The 17,026-nt window shown below is 77.9% G+C and carries 17 protein-coding genes; 10 read left to right on the top strand and 7 right to left on the bottom strand.

All coding sequences use genetic code 11. The features are described from left to right. Positions 1 to 143 precede the first annotated feature (143 nt). The 6 genes from ACI8AB_RS09380 to ACI8AB_RS09355 all read right to left on the bottom strand — a co-directional run bounded on the left by ACI8AB_RS09380 (position 144) and on the right by ACI8AB_RS09355 (position 5,404). On the bottom strand, positions 144 to 488 hold the full coding sequence (locus tag ACI8AB_RS09380) for a hypothetical protein (protein ID WP_456949912.1): 345 nt from the start codon (positions 486 to 488) through the stop codon (positions 144 to 146). An 80-nt stretch (positions 489 to 568) separates the two neighbouring features. Continuing rightward, positions 569 to 1,549, bottom strand: a complete 981-nt coding sequence (locus tag ACI8AB_RS09375; RefSeq protein WP_456949911.1) for a universal stress protein — start codon at positions 1,547 to 1,549, stop codon at positions 569 to 571. Positions 1,550 to 1,900: 351 nt separating this feature from the next. Beyond that, the gene (locus tag ACI8AB_RS09370; RefSeq protein WP_456949910.1) at positions 1,901 to 2,719 is read right to left on the bottom strand and encodes a DUF6544 family protein; all 819 of its coding nucleotides are present in this window, start codon (positions 2,717 to 2,719) and stop codon (positions 1,901 to 1,903) included. Between the two features lie 220 nt (positions 2,720 to 2,939). Next, a complete protein-coding gene (locus ACI8AB_RS09365; RefSeq protein ID WP_456949909.1) occupies positions 2,940 to 3,416 on the bottom strand; it encodes a hypothetical protein in 477 nt (158 codons plus the stop codon). A gap of 51 nt (positions 3,417 to 3,467) precedes the next feature. Beyond that, positions 3,468 to 4,943 carry a pyridoxal phosphate-dependent decarboxylase family protein gene (locus ACI8AB_RS09360; RefSeq protein ID WP_456949908.1) on the bottom strand — a complete coding sequence of 492 codons (1,476 nt, stop codon included), beginning with the start codon at positions 4,941 to 4,943 and terminating at the stop codon, positions 3,468 to 3,470. A gap of 38 nt (positions 4,944 to 4,981) precedes the next feature. Beyond that, the gene (locus ACI8AB_RS09355; protein WP_456949907.1) at positions 4,982 to 5,404 is read right to left on the bottom strand and encodes a hypothetical protein; all 423 of its coding nucleotides are present in this window, start codon (positions 5,402 to 5,404) and stop codon (positions 4,982 to 4,984) included. Between the two features lie 197 nt (positions 5,405 to 5,601). Here ACI8AB_RS09355 and ACI8AB_RS09350 point away from each other — a divergent pair, with 197 nt between their 5' ends. From ACI8AB_RS09350 to ACI8AB_RS09335, 4 genes are all read left to right on the top strand, one after another. After that, entirely contained in the window at positions 5,602 to 5,880 is a 279-nt protein-coding gene (locus ACI8AB_RS09350; protein ID WP_456949906.1) for a DUF1876 domain-containing protein, read from the top strand. 114 nt (positions 5,881 to 5,994) lie between these two features. Further along, positions 5,995 to 6,189, top strand: a complete 195-nt coding sequence (locus tag ACI8AB_RS09345; protein WP_456949905.1) for a hypothetical protein — start codon at positions 5,995 to 5,997, stop codon at positions 6,187 to 6,189. 121 nt (positions 6,190 to 6,310) lie between these two features. Continuing rightward, positions 6,311 to 7,234 carry an alpha/beta hydrolase gene (locus ACI8AB_RS09340; protein WP_456949904.1) on the top strand — a complete coding sequence of 308 codons (924 nt, stop codon included), beginning with the start codon at positions 6,311 to 6,313 and terminating at the stop codon, positions 7,232 to 7,234. Between the two features lie 47 nt (positions 7,235 to 7,281). Continuing rightward, positions 7,282 to 8,256, top strand: a complete 975-nt coding sequence (locus ACI8AB_RS09335; protein ID WP_456949903.1) for a zinc-binding dehydrogenase — start codon at positions 7,282 to 7,284, stop codon at positions 8,254 to 8,256. A 2,687-nt stretch (positions 8,257 to 10,943) separates the two neighbouring features. Here ACI8AB_RS09335 and ACI8AB_RS09330 read toward each other — a convergent pair. Next, a complete protein-coding gene (locus ACI8AB_RS09330; protein WP_456949902.1) occupies positions 10,944 to 11,183 on the bottom strand; it encodes a hypothetical protein in 240 nt (79 codons plus the stop codon). Positions 11,184 to 11,405: 222 nt separating this feature from the next. Between ACI8AB_RS09330 and ACI8AB_RS09325 the strand changes: the two genes are divergently transcribed. The 6 genes from ACI8AB_RS09325 (at position 11,406) to ACI8AB_RS09300 (ending at position 16,955) form a co-directional block, all read left to right on the top strand. Then, positions 11,406 to 12,350: a hypothetical protein gene (locus tag ACI8AB_RS09325; protein ID WP_456949901.1), complete on the top strand. Its 945-nt coding sequence runs from the start codon at positions 11,406 to 11,408 to the stop codon at positions 12,348 to 12,350. A 97-nt stretch (positions 12,351 to 12,447) separates the two neighbouring features. Then, entirely contained in the window at positions 12,448 to 12,699 is a 252-nt protein-coding gene (locus tag ACI8AB_RS09320; RefSeq protein WP_456949900.1) for a hypothetical protein, read from the top strand. Then, complete coding sequence (locus ACI8AB_RS09315) at positions 12,696 to 13,526, top strand: hypothetical protein (protein WP_387994201.1); 831 nt, start codon at positions 12,696 to 12,698, stop codon at positions 13,524 to 13,526. Before ACI8AB_RS09320 ends, ACI8AB_RS09315 begins: the two co-directional genes overlap by 4 nt. Beyond that, positions 13,526 to 15,322: a fumarate reductase/succinate dehydrogenase flavoprotein subunit gene (locus tag ACI8AB_RS09310; RefSeq protein WP_456949899.1), complete on the top strand. Its 1,797-nt coding sequence runs from the start codon at positions 13,526 to 13,528 to the stop codon at positions 15,320 to 15,322. The genes ACI8AB_RS09315 and ACI8AB_RS09310 overlap by 1 nt, the downstream gene beginning before the upstream one ends. A 73-nt stretch (positions 15,323 to 15,395) precedes the next feature. Beyond that, a complete protein-coding gene (locus tag ACI8AB_RS09305; protein ID WP_456949898.1) occupies positions 15,396 to 16,226 on the top strand; it encodes a succinate dehydrogenase/fumarate reductase iron-sulfur subunit in 831 nt (276 codons plus the stop codon). A gap of 108 nt (positions 16,227 to 16,334) precedes the next feature. Next, positions 16,335 to 16,955 carry a hypothetical protein gene (locus tag ACI8AB_RS09300; protein ID WP_456949897.1) on the top strand — a complete coding sequence of 207 codons (621 nt, stop codon included), beginning with the start codon at positions 16,335 to 16,337 and terminating at the stop codon, positions 16,953 to 16,955. Positions 16,956 to 17,026: the final 71 nt, after the last annotated feature.

Below are 17,026 nucleotides of genomic sequence, written 5' to 3'. Positions count from 1 at the left end.
GCCCCCCCCCGCCACCCCCCCGCCGCCCCCGCCGCCCCGCGCCCCCGCGGGGTGCGGGGGGCGCGGGGGCGCCGCGGGGCCCCCCCCCCCCCCGCGGGGGCCCCCCCCCCCCCGGAACGGTCGTGCCCTGCACGGCTGAGGGGTCAGCTCCCGAGCCGTCCGCCGCCGTTCCCGGCCGCGGCCGGGTCGACCGCGTCTGCCTCGACCGCGCCCGGCGTCGTCGGGAGGCCCGACACGCGGCCGACGACGAGCTCGTCGACCTCCAGCCGCGCCACCCGCACGGTGCGCAGGTCCGCGCGTCCCACGGCCACGCGGCCCACGGCCAGCCGTCCCACCGCGAGCCGTCCCACGGCGAGCGAGCCGACCGCCAGACCGCCCACTGCCGCCGAGCCGAGCGCCACCGCGCCGACCGCCAGCGCCCGGACCGCCACGGGGCCGACCGCGCGGCCGCCGGCCGTGCGCCTGCCGGCCGTGCGTCGGCCGGGCACGTGCCCACGGCGGGCCCGTGCCACCTCTCGTCTCCGCATCGCTGCTCCCTCCCTCGGACCGGTTCCGGACGCGGCGACCGTCAGACCGAGGGCTCCGGCACCGCGCTCGTGACGGCGGGCTCCGCGGGGGCCGCCTGCTGCGCCACCCGCCCGGGGTGCACCACCATGACCGGGCAGGGTGCGTGCACCGCGCAGTGCAGGGCCACGGAGCCGAGGACCATCCCGCCCAGGCGGCTGCGGCTGCGGCTCCCGACGACGAGCAGCGCGGCGCCGTCCGCGTGCTGCACCAGCGCCTCCCCCGGGGACCCCTGCACCACCCGGAGGTCGGTCCCCGCCACCGACCCGAGGACGTCGGCGACGAACGCCGTCACGCGGGCGCGGGCGTGCTCCTCGGTCTCGGAGGCCGGCGGTGCGGTGATCGCGTACAGGTCGCTCCAGTAGGACGCCGGCTGGTAGGCGGCGACCACCTCGAGCCGCGCGCCGAGGCGCTCGGCCTCGCGGGCGGCGCGGGCGAGGGCGGCACGGGACGTCGCCGAGTCGTCCACGCCGACGACGACCCGCGGCGGGGGCTCGACCGCTCCCGGGTGCACGACGACGACCGGGCACGGCGCGTGGGCCACGCAGTGCAGGGCCACCGAGCCCAGCAGCGCGCTGCGGACGCGGCCCCGGCCGCGGCTGCCGAGCACCAGGAGGTCCGCGCCCTCCGCCAGGGCGACCAGGTGCTCGGCCGGCGCACCCGCCGCCACCACGACGTCGGCCTGCACCTCGGCGGTGCCGGGGACGGCGGCCACGGCCGGGTCGCGGCGGACCTCCTCGACCAGCGCGCGGACCCGCTCCTCGGTGTCCGTGCGGATGGCGTCGAGCCGCTGGGTGTCGAGCAGGAACGGGTCGGTCCAGTGGAAGCCGACCGGGTAGGCGCTGGCCACCTCGAGGCGCGCCCCCGTGCGGGCGGCCGCGGCGAGGCCCCAGCCGAGCGCGGTGCGCGCCCCCGGCGACCCGTCCACACCGACGACCACGCGGCCGGGCCCCGTCGCGTCGCTGGTCCCCTGCTCCGTCGTCACCGTCCGCCTCCGTTCCCTGCCCGGTCACCCGCCGGGCCCGTTCCGACCCTGCGCCGTCCGCCCGCGTGGGTCCGCGGGCCGACGTCCCCGCGTCCGGGGACCTTCGTCCCCGGCCGCTGTACGTGCCGCCGCGACCCCGCCCCATCTGGACCAGCCACGCCCACACCTCCTCGGCGGGCGCGGCGACGGGGACCCTCAGGGTGGTCTGCTCGGCCGGCCCGGGGACGAGCTCGTCGCCCGGGAGGGCGCCGGCCACCTCGCCGGGCGTCGCACCCCAGTCGCGGTGCCGGTGCAGGTGCTCGAGGCCGGCGGCCCCGGCGCCGGCCAGCAGGAGGGCGCGCAGCACGGTCCTCACCGCCCCGGCGGGACGTCGAGGTCGAGGCCGACCGGTGTCATCTCGCCGTAGACGTACTCCCCCTCGGGCAGGTGCCACACCGCGGAGCCGCCGGTCATGCGGGGACGGCCGCCGACGACCGTCCAGCCGCGCACGGGCGTGCTCCACGGCGTCCGCACCGGACCGCCGGGCAGGTCGGCCCAGCGGTCACCGGTCCGGAAGTCCAGAGGGCGGCCGGAGCCGTCGAGGGCCACCACGGCGCTCACGGTGCGGCCGGCGTCGGTCACCGAGACGGCGAACCGGTCCTCGCCGCGGTCCTCCCACCGGGTCCGAGGGTGCAGCAGCACCGCCGGGGCCAGCAGGACGGCGTCGTTGAGCCAGGTGACCAGCTCCCCGCGGTCGAACTCCGGTCCCGAGCCGTCGGCCACGGTGACCAGGCCGAGGGCCTTGCCGAGCATCCGCCCGGTGCCGTGGCGGTAGGTGTCCCAGCCCCACATCGGCACGACGCCGCCGACCAGCAGCCGCATCCGGTAGAGCCGGGCGACCTCCTCGGCGGCGTTGTACTGCCAGGCGTCGCACGGCATCCACGGGCGGTCGGGGCCGAGGCGGAAGCGGCCGGTCCAGTGCACCCGCAGCGACCAGGTGCGCGGCCGGCCGACCACGCCCATCGCCTCCAGGTACCGGACGGCGGCGGACGGCAGGCCGGCGAGGTCGTCCTCGGTGACCGGCGCGGGGGTCGCCGGTCCGGTCGGCAGGCCCGCGGCGGCGACGCGGCGGCTGAAGGCGCGCGGCGGCCGGGCCGCCGCGTGCGGCCGGTCAGACGTGGACGTGCTCATGCGGGACCTCGCTCGGGCGGACGGGACGGGCGGCGGGCGCGGCGCGCACCGGACGGGTGAGCAGCCACGCCCGAGGCTCCCGGGTCCGGTCACGGACCGGAGGGCCTGCCGGCCCGGCCGGAGCCCGGGAGGTCACGGCCGGCTCCAGCAGCACCACCCGGTCCGCGCGCACGCGCGTGCACGGCCGGGTCCACGACCCGGTCGCGGACCTTCACCGCGATCAGCCGACCAGCCGCTCGAGCGCGGTGGCGGCCAGCAGCCGGGCCCACCACGGCCGCCGGACGCTCACCAGGGGCCGGGTGCGCCGCCACAGGCGGCGGGCCGGCCGGACGGCCATCGCGCCGCCCTTCATGCTCACCCAGCCGCCGGGCCCCATCGTCACCTTCGCGACGGCCGGGCTCGGCCGCCGCGCGAGGCGGGACGCCACGGCCACCGCGCCGAGCACGACCTCGGCGGTGGTGACCACGCGGGTGACGTCGACCACGGGGTGCCAGCGCACCCGGCCGTCGCGCACCTCGAACGCGCCCAGCGGCCGCGCCCCGGCCATCTCGGCGGCGGGTCGTCGCCCGGTGCGGCCGTCGCCGGCGCTCGCGGTGTGGCTGGTCGACCGCGTCGCGGTGATCACCGTGGCGCCGTCGCGTTCCACGGGCGGGCCGAACGCCGTCCCGTCGCCGTCCCGGGTGGTGCTGTCGGTCATCGGTCCTCCCTGGTCGCCACGTCGGGGTCGACCGTCACACCTGCGGCACGGTCACCCCCGGGCCGGAGGTCCCGGCTGCGGCGTCCTTCGGTCCCTGCCGGGTCCCCGGCCGGCGTGCGACCGCGCCGCCCGCGCCCCGTCCCAGGCAGCGGCGACGGCGGCGACCGCGCGGTCGACGTCGGCCTCCGTCGTCGTGGCGTTGGACACCGACACCCGTACGAGCCGCCGGCCGCGCCAGGTCGTCGCGCCCATCCAGGCCTCGCCCGACCGCTGCACCGCCGCGACCACCGCGTCGGTCGCCGCGTCGTCCCCGAAGCCGAGCAGCACCTGGTTGAGGACGACGTCGTTGGCGACCTCGACCCCGTCGAGCTCCGCCGCCCGATCGCCGAACCGGCGGGCCAGCGCGCAGCACCGGTCGACCAGCCCGGCGACCCCGCTGCGCCCGAGCTCCCGCAGCGCCGCCCAGGTGGCGAAGCCGCGGGCGCGCCGGGAGGACTCCGGCACGAGGTCGCTGGGCGCCCGCACGCCGTCCTGCCCGTGCCCGACGAGGTAGGCCGCGGTGAACGACATGGCCGCCCGGTGGGCCGCGGGGTCGGCGCAGAACACGTAGCCGCTGTCGTAGGGGACGTTGAGCCACTTGTGCCCGTCGGTCGCCCAGGAGTCGGCGGCCGCCAGCCCGGCGACGAGGTGCCGCGTGGCCGGCGAGGCCGCTGCCCACAGCCCGAACGCGCCGTCGACGTGCACCCAGGCGCCGGCGCGGTGGGCCACCTCGACCGCGCCGGCGAGGTCGTCGCAGGCCCCGGTGTTGACGTTGCCTGCCTGCAGGCAGACCACCCGGGGTCCCGGTGGCAGCCCGGTGAGCACGCCGGAGAGCGCGGCGACGTCGATGCGGCCCTGGCCGTCGGCGGCCACCGGGACCACCGCGCCCGAGCCGAGGCCCAGCAGCCGCAGCGCCCGGTCGATCGTCGCGTGCCGCTCGACGGAGGCGACCACCCGCACGGCCGGCGCGCCGGTCAGCCCGTCGCGCTCCACGTCCCACCCGGCGTCGGCCAGGACCCGGTGGCGGGCCGCGGCGAGCGCGACGGTGTTGGCGCCCTGCCCGCCGGTGACGAAGCCGGTGGAGACGTCCGCAGGCAGCCCCAGCAGGTCCGCGAGCCAGGCGCCGGCCACCTCCTCCACCGCCGCGGCCGCCGGCGAGGTGACCGCGTTGAACGCCGGCTGGTCCCAGCCGACGGCGAGCACGTCGGCGGCCGTGGCGGCCGGCAGCGCACCGCCGACCACGAACCCGAAGTACCGCGGGCCGGTGGTGGCCACGAGACCCGGCTCCACCGCCGCGACGAGCTCCTCGACCACCCGGGCCGGGTCGGTGGGCTCGTCGCGCAGCGAGCCGAGGGCCGCCCGCACCGCGGGGACGACGTCGGGCGGTGGCGCCACCGGCGCGTGCGGCGCCCGCGCCCGGTAGGCCGCCACCCGGGCGGCCGCGTCGGCCAGCAGCGCCGTGAGATCGGCCATCGCGCGATCGGCCACCGCGCGATCGTGCCACCCGGTCCCGCCCCGGCGGCGGACTAGCGCCGCGCCCGGCGCAGGCGGAGCAGCGCGAGCAGCGCGACCAGCGCTCCGACGACGCCACCGGCGATGCCGAGCCACAGCACGACGCGCACGACGACCTCCCAGCCCGGGCTGACGTCGAACGGGAAGACCCGCAGCACACGCGCCGTGGCGGCCAGGCCGAACGCCGTCGTCACCAGCGTCCCCGCCGGCACCGATGCGCCCCCGGGACGCACCAGCTGCAGCAGGGCGACCGCGATCCCGGCGACGAGCGCGGCGTCGACGAAGGGCAGCACCCGCGTCGTCTCGCCGGTGAGGAAGGGGACGACCTCCCACCCCGGCCAGACGTGGACCACCAGCAGGAGGACGCCGTCGGCCACCACGGCGGCGACGGCGTTCGCCCGCCGCCCGGCCGTCGACGGCGGGCGGGTCCGGACCACGGTCACACCCCCGAGGCCGGGGACGTCGGGGCCGCCTCCCCAGGGCCGGAGGTCGGCACGGGGCGGGACGTACGGACGACGCCGCGCCGGGCGGCGGGACCCGGGGCCACAGGTCCCGGGCACTCCGGCCTTCCGGCCGCGTCGGCCGCCCGCCCGGAGGAGGACCCTCGGAGCCCCGCCACCGAGAGGAGGCCGACGTGGACGCGGTGAAGACCTGGACGGTGCGCATCGACATCGGCGAGCACGACGGCCGGACCCGCGCCGTCGCCCACCTGCAGCCCGGCGAGACCGCGGCACTGACCGGTACCGGGTTCGCCCGGCTGGACCCGGCCGACCGGGACGTCCCCGTGATCGGCGACGAGATCGCGGTCGCCCGCGCGCTGTCCGACCTGGCGCACCGGCTGCTGCGGACAGCGACGGACGACGTCGAGCAGTCCACCGGCGAGGCCGCGCACCTGGTGATGCGAGGGCGGTGAGTCCCGGCGTCGCCGGGAGTCCCACTGGTGACCGGCCGCTGCCGGAGACGCGCGGTCGGTCGACGACGAGAGCTCGACGCGGACCACCGGTCCGGACACGCAGGGGAGGTCGTCGTGGACGTCCTGCACACCGGCCCCGAGGAGGACCTGCGGCTCCAGCTCCACCTGGCGCGGCTGGAGTTCGGCGCCGCGCGGCGCGCGCGGCAGGTCAAGGACACGCCCGCGGCCCGGCAGCGCGTCGTGGACGCGGTCGGCCACCTCGACCGGCTGCTCGACCGGTGGAACGACCTCGCCCGGACCCCCGCCTGACCGGTGGGTCCCGGCGCGTCGGCGTCGCGGCCTGGTCGTCCCGGTCCGGCACCGGCATCGTGGGCGGGACCGCACCCGGCCCCGGCCCGGTGGCGTGCGACCGCGTCCGGGAGGAGCACCCGTGCCCACGCCGTCCTTCCACCGCGACCTGCGGGCCGCACCGTTGGTCCCGCGCACCGTGGTCGGCCCGCGCAGCCTGCGCGCCGTCCGGCTGCTGACGAGGGCGCTCGCCACCACCCGGCGACGGTGGGGCGCGGTCGAGGTGCCGGTCGCGCCGGGGGTGTCGGTGCGCCTGTTCCGGCCGTCGTCGGGTCCGCCGCGCACCCCCGCGCTGCTGTGGATGCACAGCGGCGGGATGGTCATCGGCGCCGCGCGCCAGGACGACCGCGCCTGCCGCCGCTTCGCCGACCGGCTGGGCATCGCCGTCGCGTCGGTCGAGTACCGGCTCGCTCCCGAGCACCCGTTCCCCACGGCGCTGCACGACTGCCTCGCGGCCCTCCGCTGGCTCGCCGGCCGCCCGTTCGTCGACCCCGAGCGGATCGCCGTCGGCGGGGAGAGCGCCGGCGGCGGACTGGCGGCCGCGCTCGCGCTGCTCGCGCGGGAACGGGACGAGGTCCGCCCGGTCCTGCAGCTGCTCTCCTACCCGATGCTCGACGACCGGACCGCGGCGCGCACGGACGTCGACCAGCGCTGCGTGCGCCTCTGGAACGCGAACAGCAACCGGTTCGGCTGGCGGTCGTACCTCGGCCCGGCCCGGCGGACGGACGACGTCCCCCCGCTCGCGGCGCCGGCGCGCCACCCGGACCTCTCCGGCCTGCCGCCGGCGTGGATCGGCGTCGGCACGTGCGACCTGTTCCACGACGAGGACGTCGCCTACGCGCAGCGGCTCCGGCGGTCCGGGACCGGGTGCACCCTGCACGTGGTCCCCGGGGCCTACCACCTGTTCGACGGCGTCGAGCCGTGGGCGCCCGTCTCACGCGAGTTCCTCCGGGCGCGGACCGCCGCGCTGGCCGAGGCGCTGGGCCGCGGCGATCCTGCAGGCTGAGGGGCGCCGCCCCGGCGCCGGGGCACCCGGCAGGACGGAGGACACCCATGTGGGCACAGACGCTGCGCGGTCCGTTCCGGTTCGAGGAGGTGGAGGTCCCGGCCCCGGACGCCGGCGCGCTGGCACCCGGGCACGTGCTGCTGGCCACCCGCGCCGGCGCCATCTGCGGCAGCGACCTGCCCAACTTCCGCGGCGGCGTGTGGCCGCACCCGGCCGCCGAGGACGGCTGGGGCGCCACCCGGGCGCCGGGCTTCCCGATGCACGAGATCGTCGGGGAGGTCGTCGCCAGCCGGCACCCCGACCACTCCCCCGGCGACCTCGTCGTGGGCTGGGCCTCGATGTTCGACGGCATCGCGGAACTCGTCGTCACCGACGGCGAGGGCCTGGCCGGCTACGACGCCGCCCTGCCGCCCACGACCGCGGTCATGCTGCAGCCGCTGGCCTGCGTGCTGTACGCCGCCGAGCAGCTCGGCGACGTGTCCGGGCAGTCGGTGGCGGTCATCGGCCAGGGCCCGATCGGCCTGCTGTTCAGCCACGTGCTCAAGGCGCGCGGCGCGGCGCGCGTGACCGGCGTCGACCCGGTGGACCGCAGCGACGCCGCGTCCGCCTTCGGCGTCGACGAGACGGTGACGGCACGCGCCGAGCGGTGGGCGGGCACGCTGTCCGACGCCGACCGTCCCGCCGTCGTCGTCGAGGCCGTGGGCCACCAGGTGACGACTCTCAAGCCGGCGCTGGACGCCGTCGCGCCCGGCGGCCAGGTCTTCTACTTCGGCGTCCCGGACGACCCGGTCTACCCGTTCGACATGATGACCTTCCTGCGGAAGAACCTGACCCTCCGCTCGGGCGTCACCCTGGAGCGCCGCCGGGTGCTGACCGACGCCGGCGCGTACCTGGCCGCGCACCCGGAGCTGCGCGACAGCTACGTCACGCACGTCCACCCGGTCGCCGACGTGGAGGCGGCCTTCGGGGCCGCGATCGCCCCCCGGCCGGGGCAGCTCAAGATCGCGGTCGACATGGCCTGACGGGCGCCGTCCCGACCCCCGTCGGAGGTCGGAGACGTGTTGCGCCCGTCGTGAGCGCCCCACCATGCTGGCGCGGCACGGGTTCCGGACGACCAGGCACCGCATCACCTGGAGGCTCCATGCGTGCACGACGACGGCGTCCCGCCGGTGCCCGAGGCGGCGGTGTGCGGCCTGTCCTCGTCCGCCCTCGCCGGCCCCGGCGCCGCCCCGTCGTCAGCCACGACCGCGACGCGTCCCGGGTGGCGTCCCGCCGCCTCCCCCGCCGGACCGAGGACGCCGTCACCGTCGCGGGGGCGCTGCTGTTCTCGGCGATCGTGGCCGGCACCGCCGACGTCGTGACGAACTCGGTCACCACCTCGGACACCGCCGCGGACCCCGCCTCCTCCGCCACGGTGTGGCTGGTCCTCGGCATCGCCCTGCTGCTCCTGGGCGGGGTGCTCTCGGCGCTGGTCGCGCGGTGGGTCAGCGGCCGGCGGCCGGCCCCGCCCCGGCCGGCCGGGGTGCGGTCCCCCGAGCGGACGGTGTGGTGGGCCCGGCTCCCCGGCCGTGCCGCGCGCACCGCGACGGGGGCCGCGGTCCTGCTCGTCACGACGGGTGTCGCCTCGCTGGCGCAGGCCCTGCAGGGCACCCCCGCCACGGGCGGGATCGTCCGCGCCTTCAGCCAGATCTGGGAGAGCCCGCCCGCCCCGTCGAGCCCACCCCCGCCCGCCGCGGCCCCGTCGAGCGAGGCGGCGCCCGCGCCGGAGGAGGCGGATGCCGGACCCCCGCAGGCTCCGGACGTCCCGGCCGCCACCGGTGAGGCGCCGCCGCCCGCGGCGGGTGGCGCCGAGGCCCCGCCGCCGGTCTCGGCGGCTCCTCCCACCGAGGTCGCGCCCCCGCCGCCGCCCGCTCCGCTGCCCGAGGCGGACGCGCCCGACACCGGAGTCGCGCCGGCGCCGGCTCCCGCTCCCGCTCCCGTCGACGAGACCGCACCCCCGGCCGCACCGGAGCCGGACGTCGAGGACGGGTCCGGGTCCGGGTCCGGGAGCGAGGACGACGCCGAGCCCCCGACCGGGTCCGACGAGCTCCCCGAGCCGGAGACCGAGCCGGCTCCCGGGTCCGTCCCGTCGCCGCCGGAGCCCGAGGCGGAGCCCGGGCCCTCGACCGACAGCGGGTCGTCGACCGACGACGAGCCGGCGCCCGAGCCAGAGACGCCGTCCGGCCCCGAGACGCCGTCCGAGCCCGACCCCGCGACCGGACCCGAGCCCGGGACCCCGTCCGAGCCGGAGACGCCGACCCAGGACGAGCCGGCGCCCGAGCCGGAGACGCAGACCGAGGACGAGTCGGCGCCCGACGCGGCCACCGAGTCGGATCCGGGAGCGGACCAGGGGAGTGAGCCGGAGCCGCCGCCCGCGCAGGCCCCTGCGCCGGCTCCCGAACCGGAGCCGCAGTCCGCACCAGGGACGCAGCCCGAGCCGGAGGCCACACCCGAGACCCCGGCCGCCCCGGAGCCGGAGCCTGAGCCGACGCCCGAGCCGCAACCGGCTCCTGGTCCCGAGGCGGCACCCCAGCCGGATGCCGCGCCTGTGCCCGCACCCGAGCCCGTGCCTGCGCCGGAGCCCGCACCCGAGCCGGCGCCCCAGCCCGAGCCCGCACCTGCACCGGCGCCCGCGCCTCCACCCGGGCCGGAACCGGCACCCGAATCCGAGACGGGGCCTGCGCCGGAACCTGTCCCGGAGGCGGCACCGCAGCCGGAGGCGGCACCGCAGCCGGAGGCGGCACCGCAGCCGGAGGCGGCACCGCCAGCCGTGCCGGAAGCCCCGTCAGGGCCGGCACCCCAGCCTGAGCCGCAGCCGGCGCCCGATCCCGCGCCGGAGCCGCTACCCGAGGCCGACGAGTCGCCGGCACCGGCAGACGACCAGCCACCGGTGCCGCAGCCCGAGGTCCCGCCCGCGCCGGCGCCCCAGCCGGAACAGGCCCCTGGCCCGGAAGCGCCTCCGGTTATCGAGCCGGCGCCCGCACCCGAACCGGCGCCCGCACCTGCACCGGCGCCCGCACCCGCACCGGCGCCGCAACCCGCGCCCGCGCCGGGACCCGAGGCGGCACCCCAGCCGGAACCAGTGCCGGCGCCCGAGCCGCCACCGGCACCTGAGACCCAGCCGGCGCCAGCGCCCGAGCCCGCACCGGAACCGGTACCGGCGCCCGAGCCGCCACCGGCACCCACACCCCAGCCCGAGCCCCAGCCCGAGCCCCAGCCGGAGCCGGAACCGGAACCCGAGGCGGCACCCCAACCGGAGCCGGCACCGGCGCCCGAGCCGCCACCGGCACCCACACCCCAGCCCGAGCCCCAGCCGGAGCCGGAACCGGAACCCGAGGCGGCACCCCAACCGGAGCCGGCACCGGCGCCTGAGCCGGCCCCCGCACCCGAACCGACACCCGCACCCGAACCGGCACCCGAGCCCGAACCGGCACCCGAGCCGGCGCCCGCGCCCGAGTCGGTGCCCGCCGACGAACCTCCGCCGGCGCCCGAACCGGCCCCTGCGGAGGAACCGGCGCCCGCACCCGAGCCCGCGGAGGAGCCGGCCCCCGCGGAGGAACCGGCGCCCGCACCCGAGCCCGCGGAGGAGCCGGCCCCCGCGGAGGAACCGGCGCCCGCACCCCAGCCCGCGGAGGAGGCGCCCCCGGCGCCGTGAGCGGCCCCGGCGCGGTCAGCCGCGCCGGGGTGCCCCCGGGGTGCCGTCGTACGGGCCGGCGGACCGCGCGGACCGGGCGTCCAGCCACGACTGGAAATCCGCCCGGCCGCCGGCGCCCGACCGCGCCACGCCGACCACGGCCAGGACCACGACGACGACCACGAGCAGCAGCAGGCCGACGACGATGGACTCCCAGCCGAACAGCGGCGGGACGGTCATGCTCCCCGGGTCCGGCGGGGTCGGGACGTCTGCCACGGGCCGAGCGTGCCCGACCGCGCGCCCCGGCGACGCCCGTCCGCGGTCTTCCACCCAGCAGGGCGACGTCACGCTGAGGCACCTCCGGAGCCGGCGGCACCCGATCAGGCGCGCCGGGGTCGCCTCCCGGGTGATCCCACCTCGGACGCACGGACGGCGCCCCGGCCGACCGCCCTACCGTCCCGGGAACCGGATCGGACCCGGACGGAGGGAGGCAGCGGGATGACCGCCGAGCTGCAGGTCGACGAGGAGCTCCGCCCGACGGGTCCGGAGCGGCGCCGGCCCAACGTCTCCGGGGACCTGCCCACCGTCCTCGAGGCCGGCCCGATGTTCGGCCGCGCCGTGGCCGGCTACGACCGCTTCCAGGTCGACACCTACGTGCAGTGGGCCGAGGACCAGCTCGCCACCGCCGACCGCGAGCGCGAGCACCTCGTCACCCGCCTGTTGAGCACCCGCGCCGCGCTCGACGAGGCCCGGGCGCTGCTCGGCCACTCGTCCGGCGGTGGGGAGTTCCTCCAGGTGTCCCGGCGAATCGGGTCGGTGCTCGCCGCCGCGGCCGACGAGGCCGAGGGCATGCGCGCCGAGGCGGAGGCCGCCTGGGCCGCCGCCTCCGAGCAGGCGGAGCGGGTCGTCGCCCGCGCCCAGCGGACCCTCGCCGACGCCGAGGCCGAGGCGGACCGGACGGCGGCCGCGGCGGCCGCGTACGAGGCGGAGTGCGCGGCGCGGGCCGCCCGGCTCCTCGACGACGCCGAGCGGTCGGCCGCCGCCACCCGGGCCGAGGCCGCGGCGCGGCTGGACGACGTCCGGGCGGCCGAGCGCCGCGCCGCCGCGGACGCCGACCGGGTGCGGCAGCGCGCCGAGGAGGACGCGGCCGCCGCCGCGGTCCGGGCGCGGGCCGGCGTCGTGGCGATGCTGGCCACCGGGCGCGAGGAGCGGCGGCGCGCCGACGCCGAGGCGGCCGCCACCCGGGAGCGCCTCGACCGGGAGGCCGTCGCACGCCGTGCCGCCCTCCTGGCCGAGCTGGCGGAGCTCGGGCGGCAGCGGTCCGCGCTCCGGGCGGAACTCGACCTGCTCGCCCGCCCCGCGCCCGTGCCGCCGCCCGACCGGTGGGACGTCCTCCGGCAGTGGGCTGGCCTCCTGCGCGGGGTGCGTGACCGCGCGTCCTGACCCCGGACGGCGCAGCGCCCCCTTCCCCGGCCCCGGCGTCGGTGGTGCACTTCCCCCCTCGGCTTCCCGGCGACGCCAGCAGGGTCTGGAGGCGGCGATGTCCCTGGAGCAGGACGTGGCGGCGGCCCGCCGCGCGGTGGACGCGCTGGAGGAGGCGTGCGCACCGCTGACGGGGCACTTCGGTGACACCGTGGACGCCCGCCGGCTCAGGGTCGACGTCGCCCGGCTGCGCGACGACCTGGCCCTCCTCTGCGGCGCCCGGGTCGCCACGTCCTGGGAGCCGTTCGCGGTCGTCTACGGCGACGGCGACGACGAGGGCCTGGGCGGGTCCGGCCGCACCCGCCGGTGACCACCACCTCGCCGCGCGGGACGGGGGCGACCTCGGCCGGACGCGGCGACGGCGGGCCGGCCCCGCGCCGCGCGACGATCGCGGCGCGCACGCTGCGCACCGACCGCTGGTGGCTGCAGCCGGCGATCACGGTGGCGGCGCTGCTCGCGTTCGTCGTCTACGCGACCGTCCGGGCGTTCCAGAACGCCCACTACTTCTCCGAGCCCTACATCTCGCCGTTCTACTCGCCGTGCCTGTCGACCCGGTGCGAGGGCGACACCTTCCCGGAGCTGTTCACCGGCCCGACGTGGATCTCGCCGGCGATCTACATCCTGGTCTTCCCGCTGGGCATCCGGCTGACCTGCTACTACTACCGGAAGGCCTACTACCGGTCGTTCTGGCTGTCGCCGCCGGCCTGCGCGGTGGCCGAGCCGCACCGGCGCTACACGGGTGAGACGCGGTTCCCGCTGGTCGGGCAGAACGTGCACCGCTACTTCCTCTACGCGGCGCTGCTCATCAACGTCGTCCTCTTCTACGACGCCGTCCTCGCCTTCCGCGACGAGACCGGCGAGTGGGGCCACATGGGCCTGGGCACGCTCGTGCTGCTGGTCAACGCGACGCTGCTGGCCCTCTACTCGCTGTCCTGCCACTCGTGCCGGCACGTCGTCGGCGGGCGGCTGAACAACTTCTCCCGGCACCCGCTGCGCTACCGCGCCTGGACGCTGGTCTCCCGGCTCAACGCCCGCCACATGCAGTGGGCGTGGGCGTCGATGGCCAGCGTCGCGCTCGCCGACCTCTACGTCCTCCTGCTCGCCACCGACACGATCCGGGACGTGAGGTTCTTCTGATGGAGCTCGAGCGGCACGCCTACGACGTCGTGGTGGTGGGGGCCGGCGGCGCCGGACTGCGCGCGGCGATCGCGGCGCACGAGGCCGGGGCGCGCACCGCCGTCGTCTGCAAGTCCCTGCTCGGCAAGGCGCACACGGTCATGGCCGAGGGCGGCATCGCCGCGGCTATGGGCAACGCCTGGCCGGAGGACGGCTGGCGGGTGCACTTCCGGGACACCATGCGCGGCGGGAAGATGCTCAACCACTGGCGGATGGCGCAGATCCACGCGCAGGAGGCGCCCGACCGGGTGCGGGAGCTCGAGGACTGGGGCGCGCTGTTCGACCGCACCCCCGACGGGCTGATCAGCCAGCGCGACTTCGGTGGCCACCGCTACGCCCGGCTCGCGCACGTCGGCGACCGCACCGGCCTGGAGCTCATCCGCACCCTGCAGCAGCGCACCGTCGCCCTCGGCGTCGACGTGTTCATGGAGTGCACGGTCACCCGGCTGCTCACCGACGACGAGGGCGTCACCGGGGCGTTCGGCTACTGGCGCGAGTCGGGCCGGTTCGTGGCCTGGGAGGCGCCGTCGGTGGTGCTGGCCACCGGCGGCATCGGCAAGGCCTACAAGGTCACCTCGAACTCGTGGGAGTACACCGGCGACGGGCACTCGCTGGCGCTGCAGGCCGGTGCCGGGCTGGTGAACATGGAGTTCGTCCAGTTCCACCCGACCGGGATGGTCTGGCCGCCGTCGGTGCGCGGGATCCTGGTCACCGAGAGCGTCCGCGGCGACGGCGGGGTGCTGCGCAACTCGGCCGGCAACCGGTTCATGTTCGACTACATCCCGGACTACTTCCGCAAGGAGACGGCGGAGAGCGAGGACGAGGCCGACCGCTGGTACGACGACAAGAAGAACAACCGGCGCCCGCCCGAGCTGCTGCCCCGCGACGAGGTCGCCCGCGCCATCAACAGCGAGGTCAAGGCCGGCCGCGGCTCCCCGCACGGCGGTGTCTTCCTCGACATCGCCACCCGCCGCCCGGCCGAGTACGTCCGCCGCCGGCTGCCGTCGATGTACCACCAGTTCAAGGAGCTGGCCGACGTCGACATCACCGCCGAGGCGATGGAGGTCGGCCCCACCTGCCACTACGTGATGGGCGGCGTCGAGGTGGACCCGGACACCGCCGCGGCGTCCGTGCCCGGGCTGTTCGCGGCGGGCGAGGTCGCCGGCGGCATGCACGGGTCCAACCGGCTGGGCGGCAACTCGCTGTCGGACCTGCTGGTGTTCGGCCGCCGCGCCGGCGCCGCCGCGGCCGAGCACGCGGCCAAGCGGGCCGGCGTGGTCGCGCTCGCCGAGGAGGCGCTGGCCGACGCCGCCCGGGCGGCGCTGGCGCCGTTCGAGCGGGAGGGCGGCGAGAACCCCTACACCGTGCAGCTGGACCTGCAGCAGACGATGCACGACCTGGTCGGGATCATCCGCACCGCGCCGGAGATGGAGCAGGCGCTGGCCCGCATCGCCGCGCTGCGGGAGCGGGTCGCGGCACTGTCGGTCGAGGGGCACCGGCAGTACAACCCCGGCTGGCACCTGGCGCTGGACCTGCCGCACCTGCTGCTGGTCAGCGAGTGCATCGCCCGCGCCGCGCTCGCCCGCGAGGAGAGCCGCGGCGGGCACACCCGCGACGACTTCCCCGCGACCGACCCGGAGTGGGGGCGCACCAACCTGGTCTGCACCCGGACGGCGGACGGCGGGGTGACCGTGGCCCGGCAGCCGCTGCCGCAGATGCCGCCGGAGCTCGCCGAGGTCTTCGAGGAGGGGACGTGACCGAGCTCGCGAGGTCACGCGGGGACACGGCACCGCCGGGCACGTACCTGACGAGCGCCGGCGAGGAGGGGACGTGACCGAGCCTGCGGAGCCGAGCCTCGGCGCGGTGGACGAGGGTCGCGGGAGCGGCGCCGGGAGCGGCGGCGGGGGCGGCTACGACGCCACCTTCCGGATCTGGCGGGGCGACGCCTCCGGTGGGGAGCTGCAGACCTTCACCGTCCGGGTGAACGAGGGCGAGGTGGTCCTCGACGTCATCCACCGGCTGCAGGCCACGCAGGCCGGCGACCTCGCCGTCCGGTGGAACTGCAAGGCGGGCAAGTGCGGCTCGTGCAGCGCGGAGGTCAACGGCCGCCCGCGGCTGATGTGCCTGACCCGGATGAGCACCTTCGCCGAGGACGAGCCGGTGACCGTCACCCCGCTGCGCACGTTCCCGGTGATCCGCGACCTGGTCACCGACGTCTCCTTCAACTACGAGAAGGCCGCGCAGGTGCCGGCGTTCACCCCGCGCCCGCGCGACCCCGACGGCAACCACCGGATGCAGCAGGTCGACGTCGAGCGGCCGCAGGAGTTCCGCAAGTGCATCGAGTGCTGGCTGTGCCAGGACACCTGCCACGTCATCCGCGACCACGAGGAGAACAAGGCCGCCTTCGCCGGGCCGCGCTTCCTCATCCGGCTGGCCGAGCTGGACATGCACCCGCTCGACGTCGTCGACCGCCGGGACGCCGCCCGGGAGGAGTTCGGCCTCGGCTACTGCAACATCACCAAGTGCTGCTCCGAGGTGTGCCCCGAGGGCATCCACCTCACCGACAACGGCATCATCCCGCTCAAGGAGCGGGTGGTGGACCGCCGGTACGACCCCCTGACCTGGCTGGGGTCGAGGATCGGGCGGCGCCCGCGGCGCTGACCCCCGGGACGCGCACGTGCCCGTTGCCACGCGCGGCGACCGCGGGGACGCTCGCCGGTGCGGCGATGCCGCACCGGGCGTCGCCGCGCGCACGAGAGGAGCGGTGACGTGTACGCACGGACGACCACCATCCACGGCACGACCCGGGCGATCGACGACGCGGTCGCCTACATGCGCGACGAGGTGATGCCGGCGGTCCAGGACATGGACGGCTTCGTCGGCCTGTCCTTCCTCGTCGACCGCGACACCGGCCGCTGCATCGTCGCGACCGCGTGGCAGACCGAGGAGGCGATGAGCGCCACGGCCGACCGGGTGCGGCCGATGCGCGACCGGCTCGCTGCGGTCCTCGGCGGCGCGGCGGAGGTGCGGACCTGGGAGATCGCCGCGCTCCACCGGCTGCACGAGGCCCCGGCCGGCGCCTGCGCGCGGGTCACCTGGCTGCGTTCGGACCCCGAGCGGGCCGACGAGCTCCTGGACACCTTCCGGATGGGCGTGCTGCCGCGCCTCGAGGAGCTGGACGGTTTCTGCAGCGCCAGCGTCCTGCTCGACCGCCGGGAGGGCGCGGCCGCCACCACCGTGACCTACGCGGACCGCGCGGCCCTGGAGCGCAACCGGGAGGCCGGTGCGGCCATCCGGGAGCGGGCGAGCCGGGAGAGCGGCGCCGAGATCACCGACGTCGCCGAGTTCGAGCTGGTCCTGGCGCACCTCCGGGTGCCCGAGACCGTCTGAGGGCTCGTCACGGCGCGCTGGTCACGGCGCGCTCGCCACGGCGCGCTCGCCACGGCGCGCTCGTCACGGCG

This window comes from Geodermatophilus sp. SYSU D00698 (assembly GCF_054050335.1).
The sequence above is the reverse complement of the archived record's forward strand: the minus strand, read 5'-3'. Positions and strand labels throughout refer to the sequence as shown.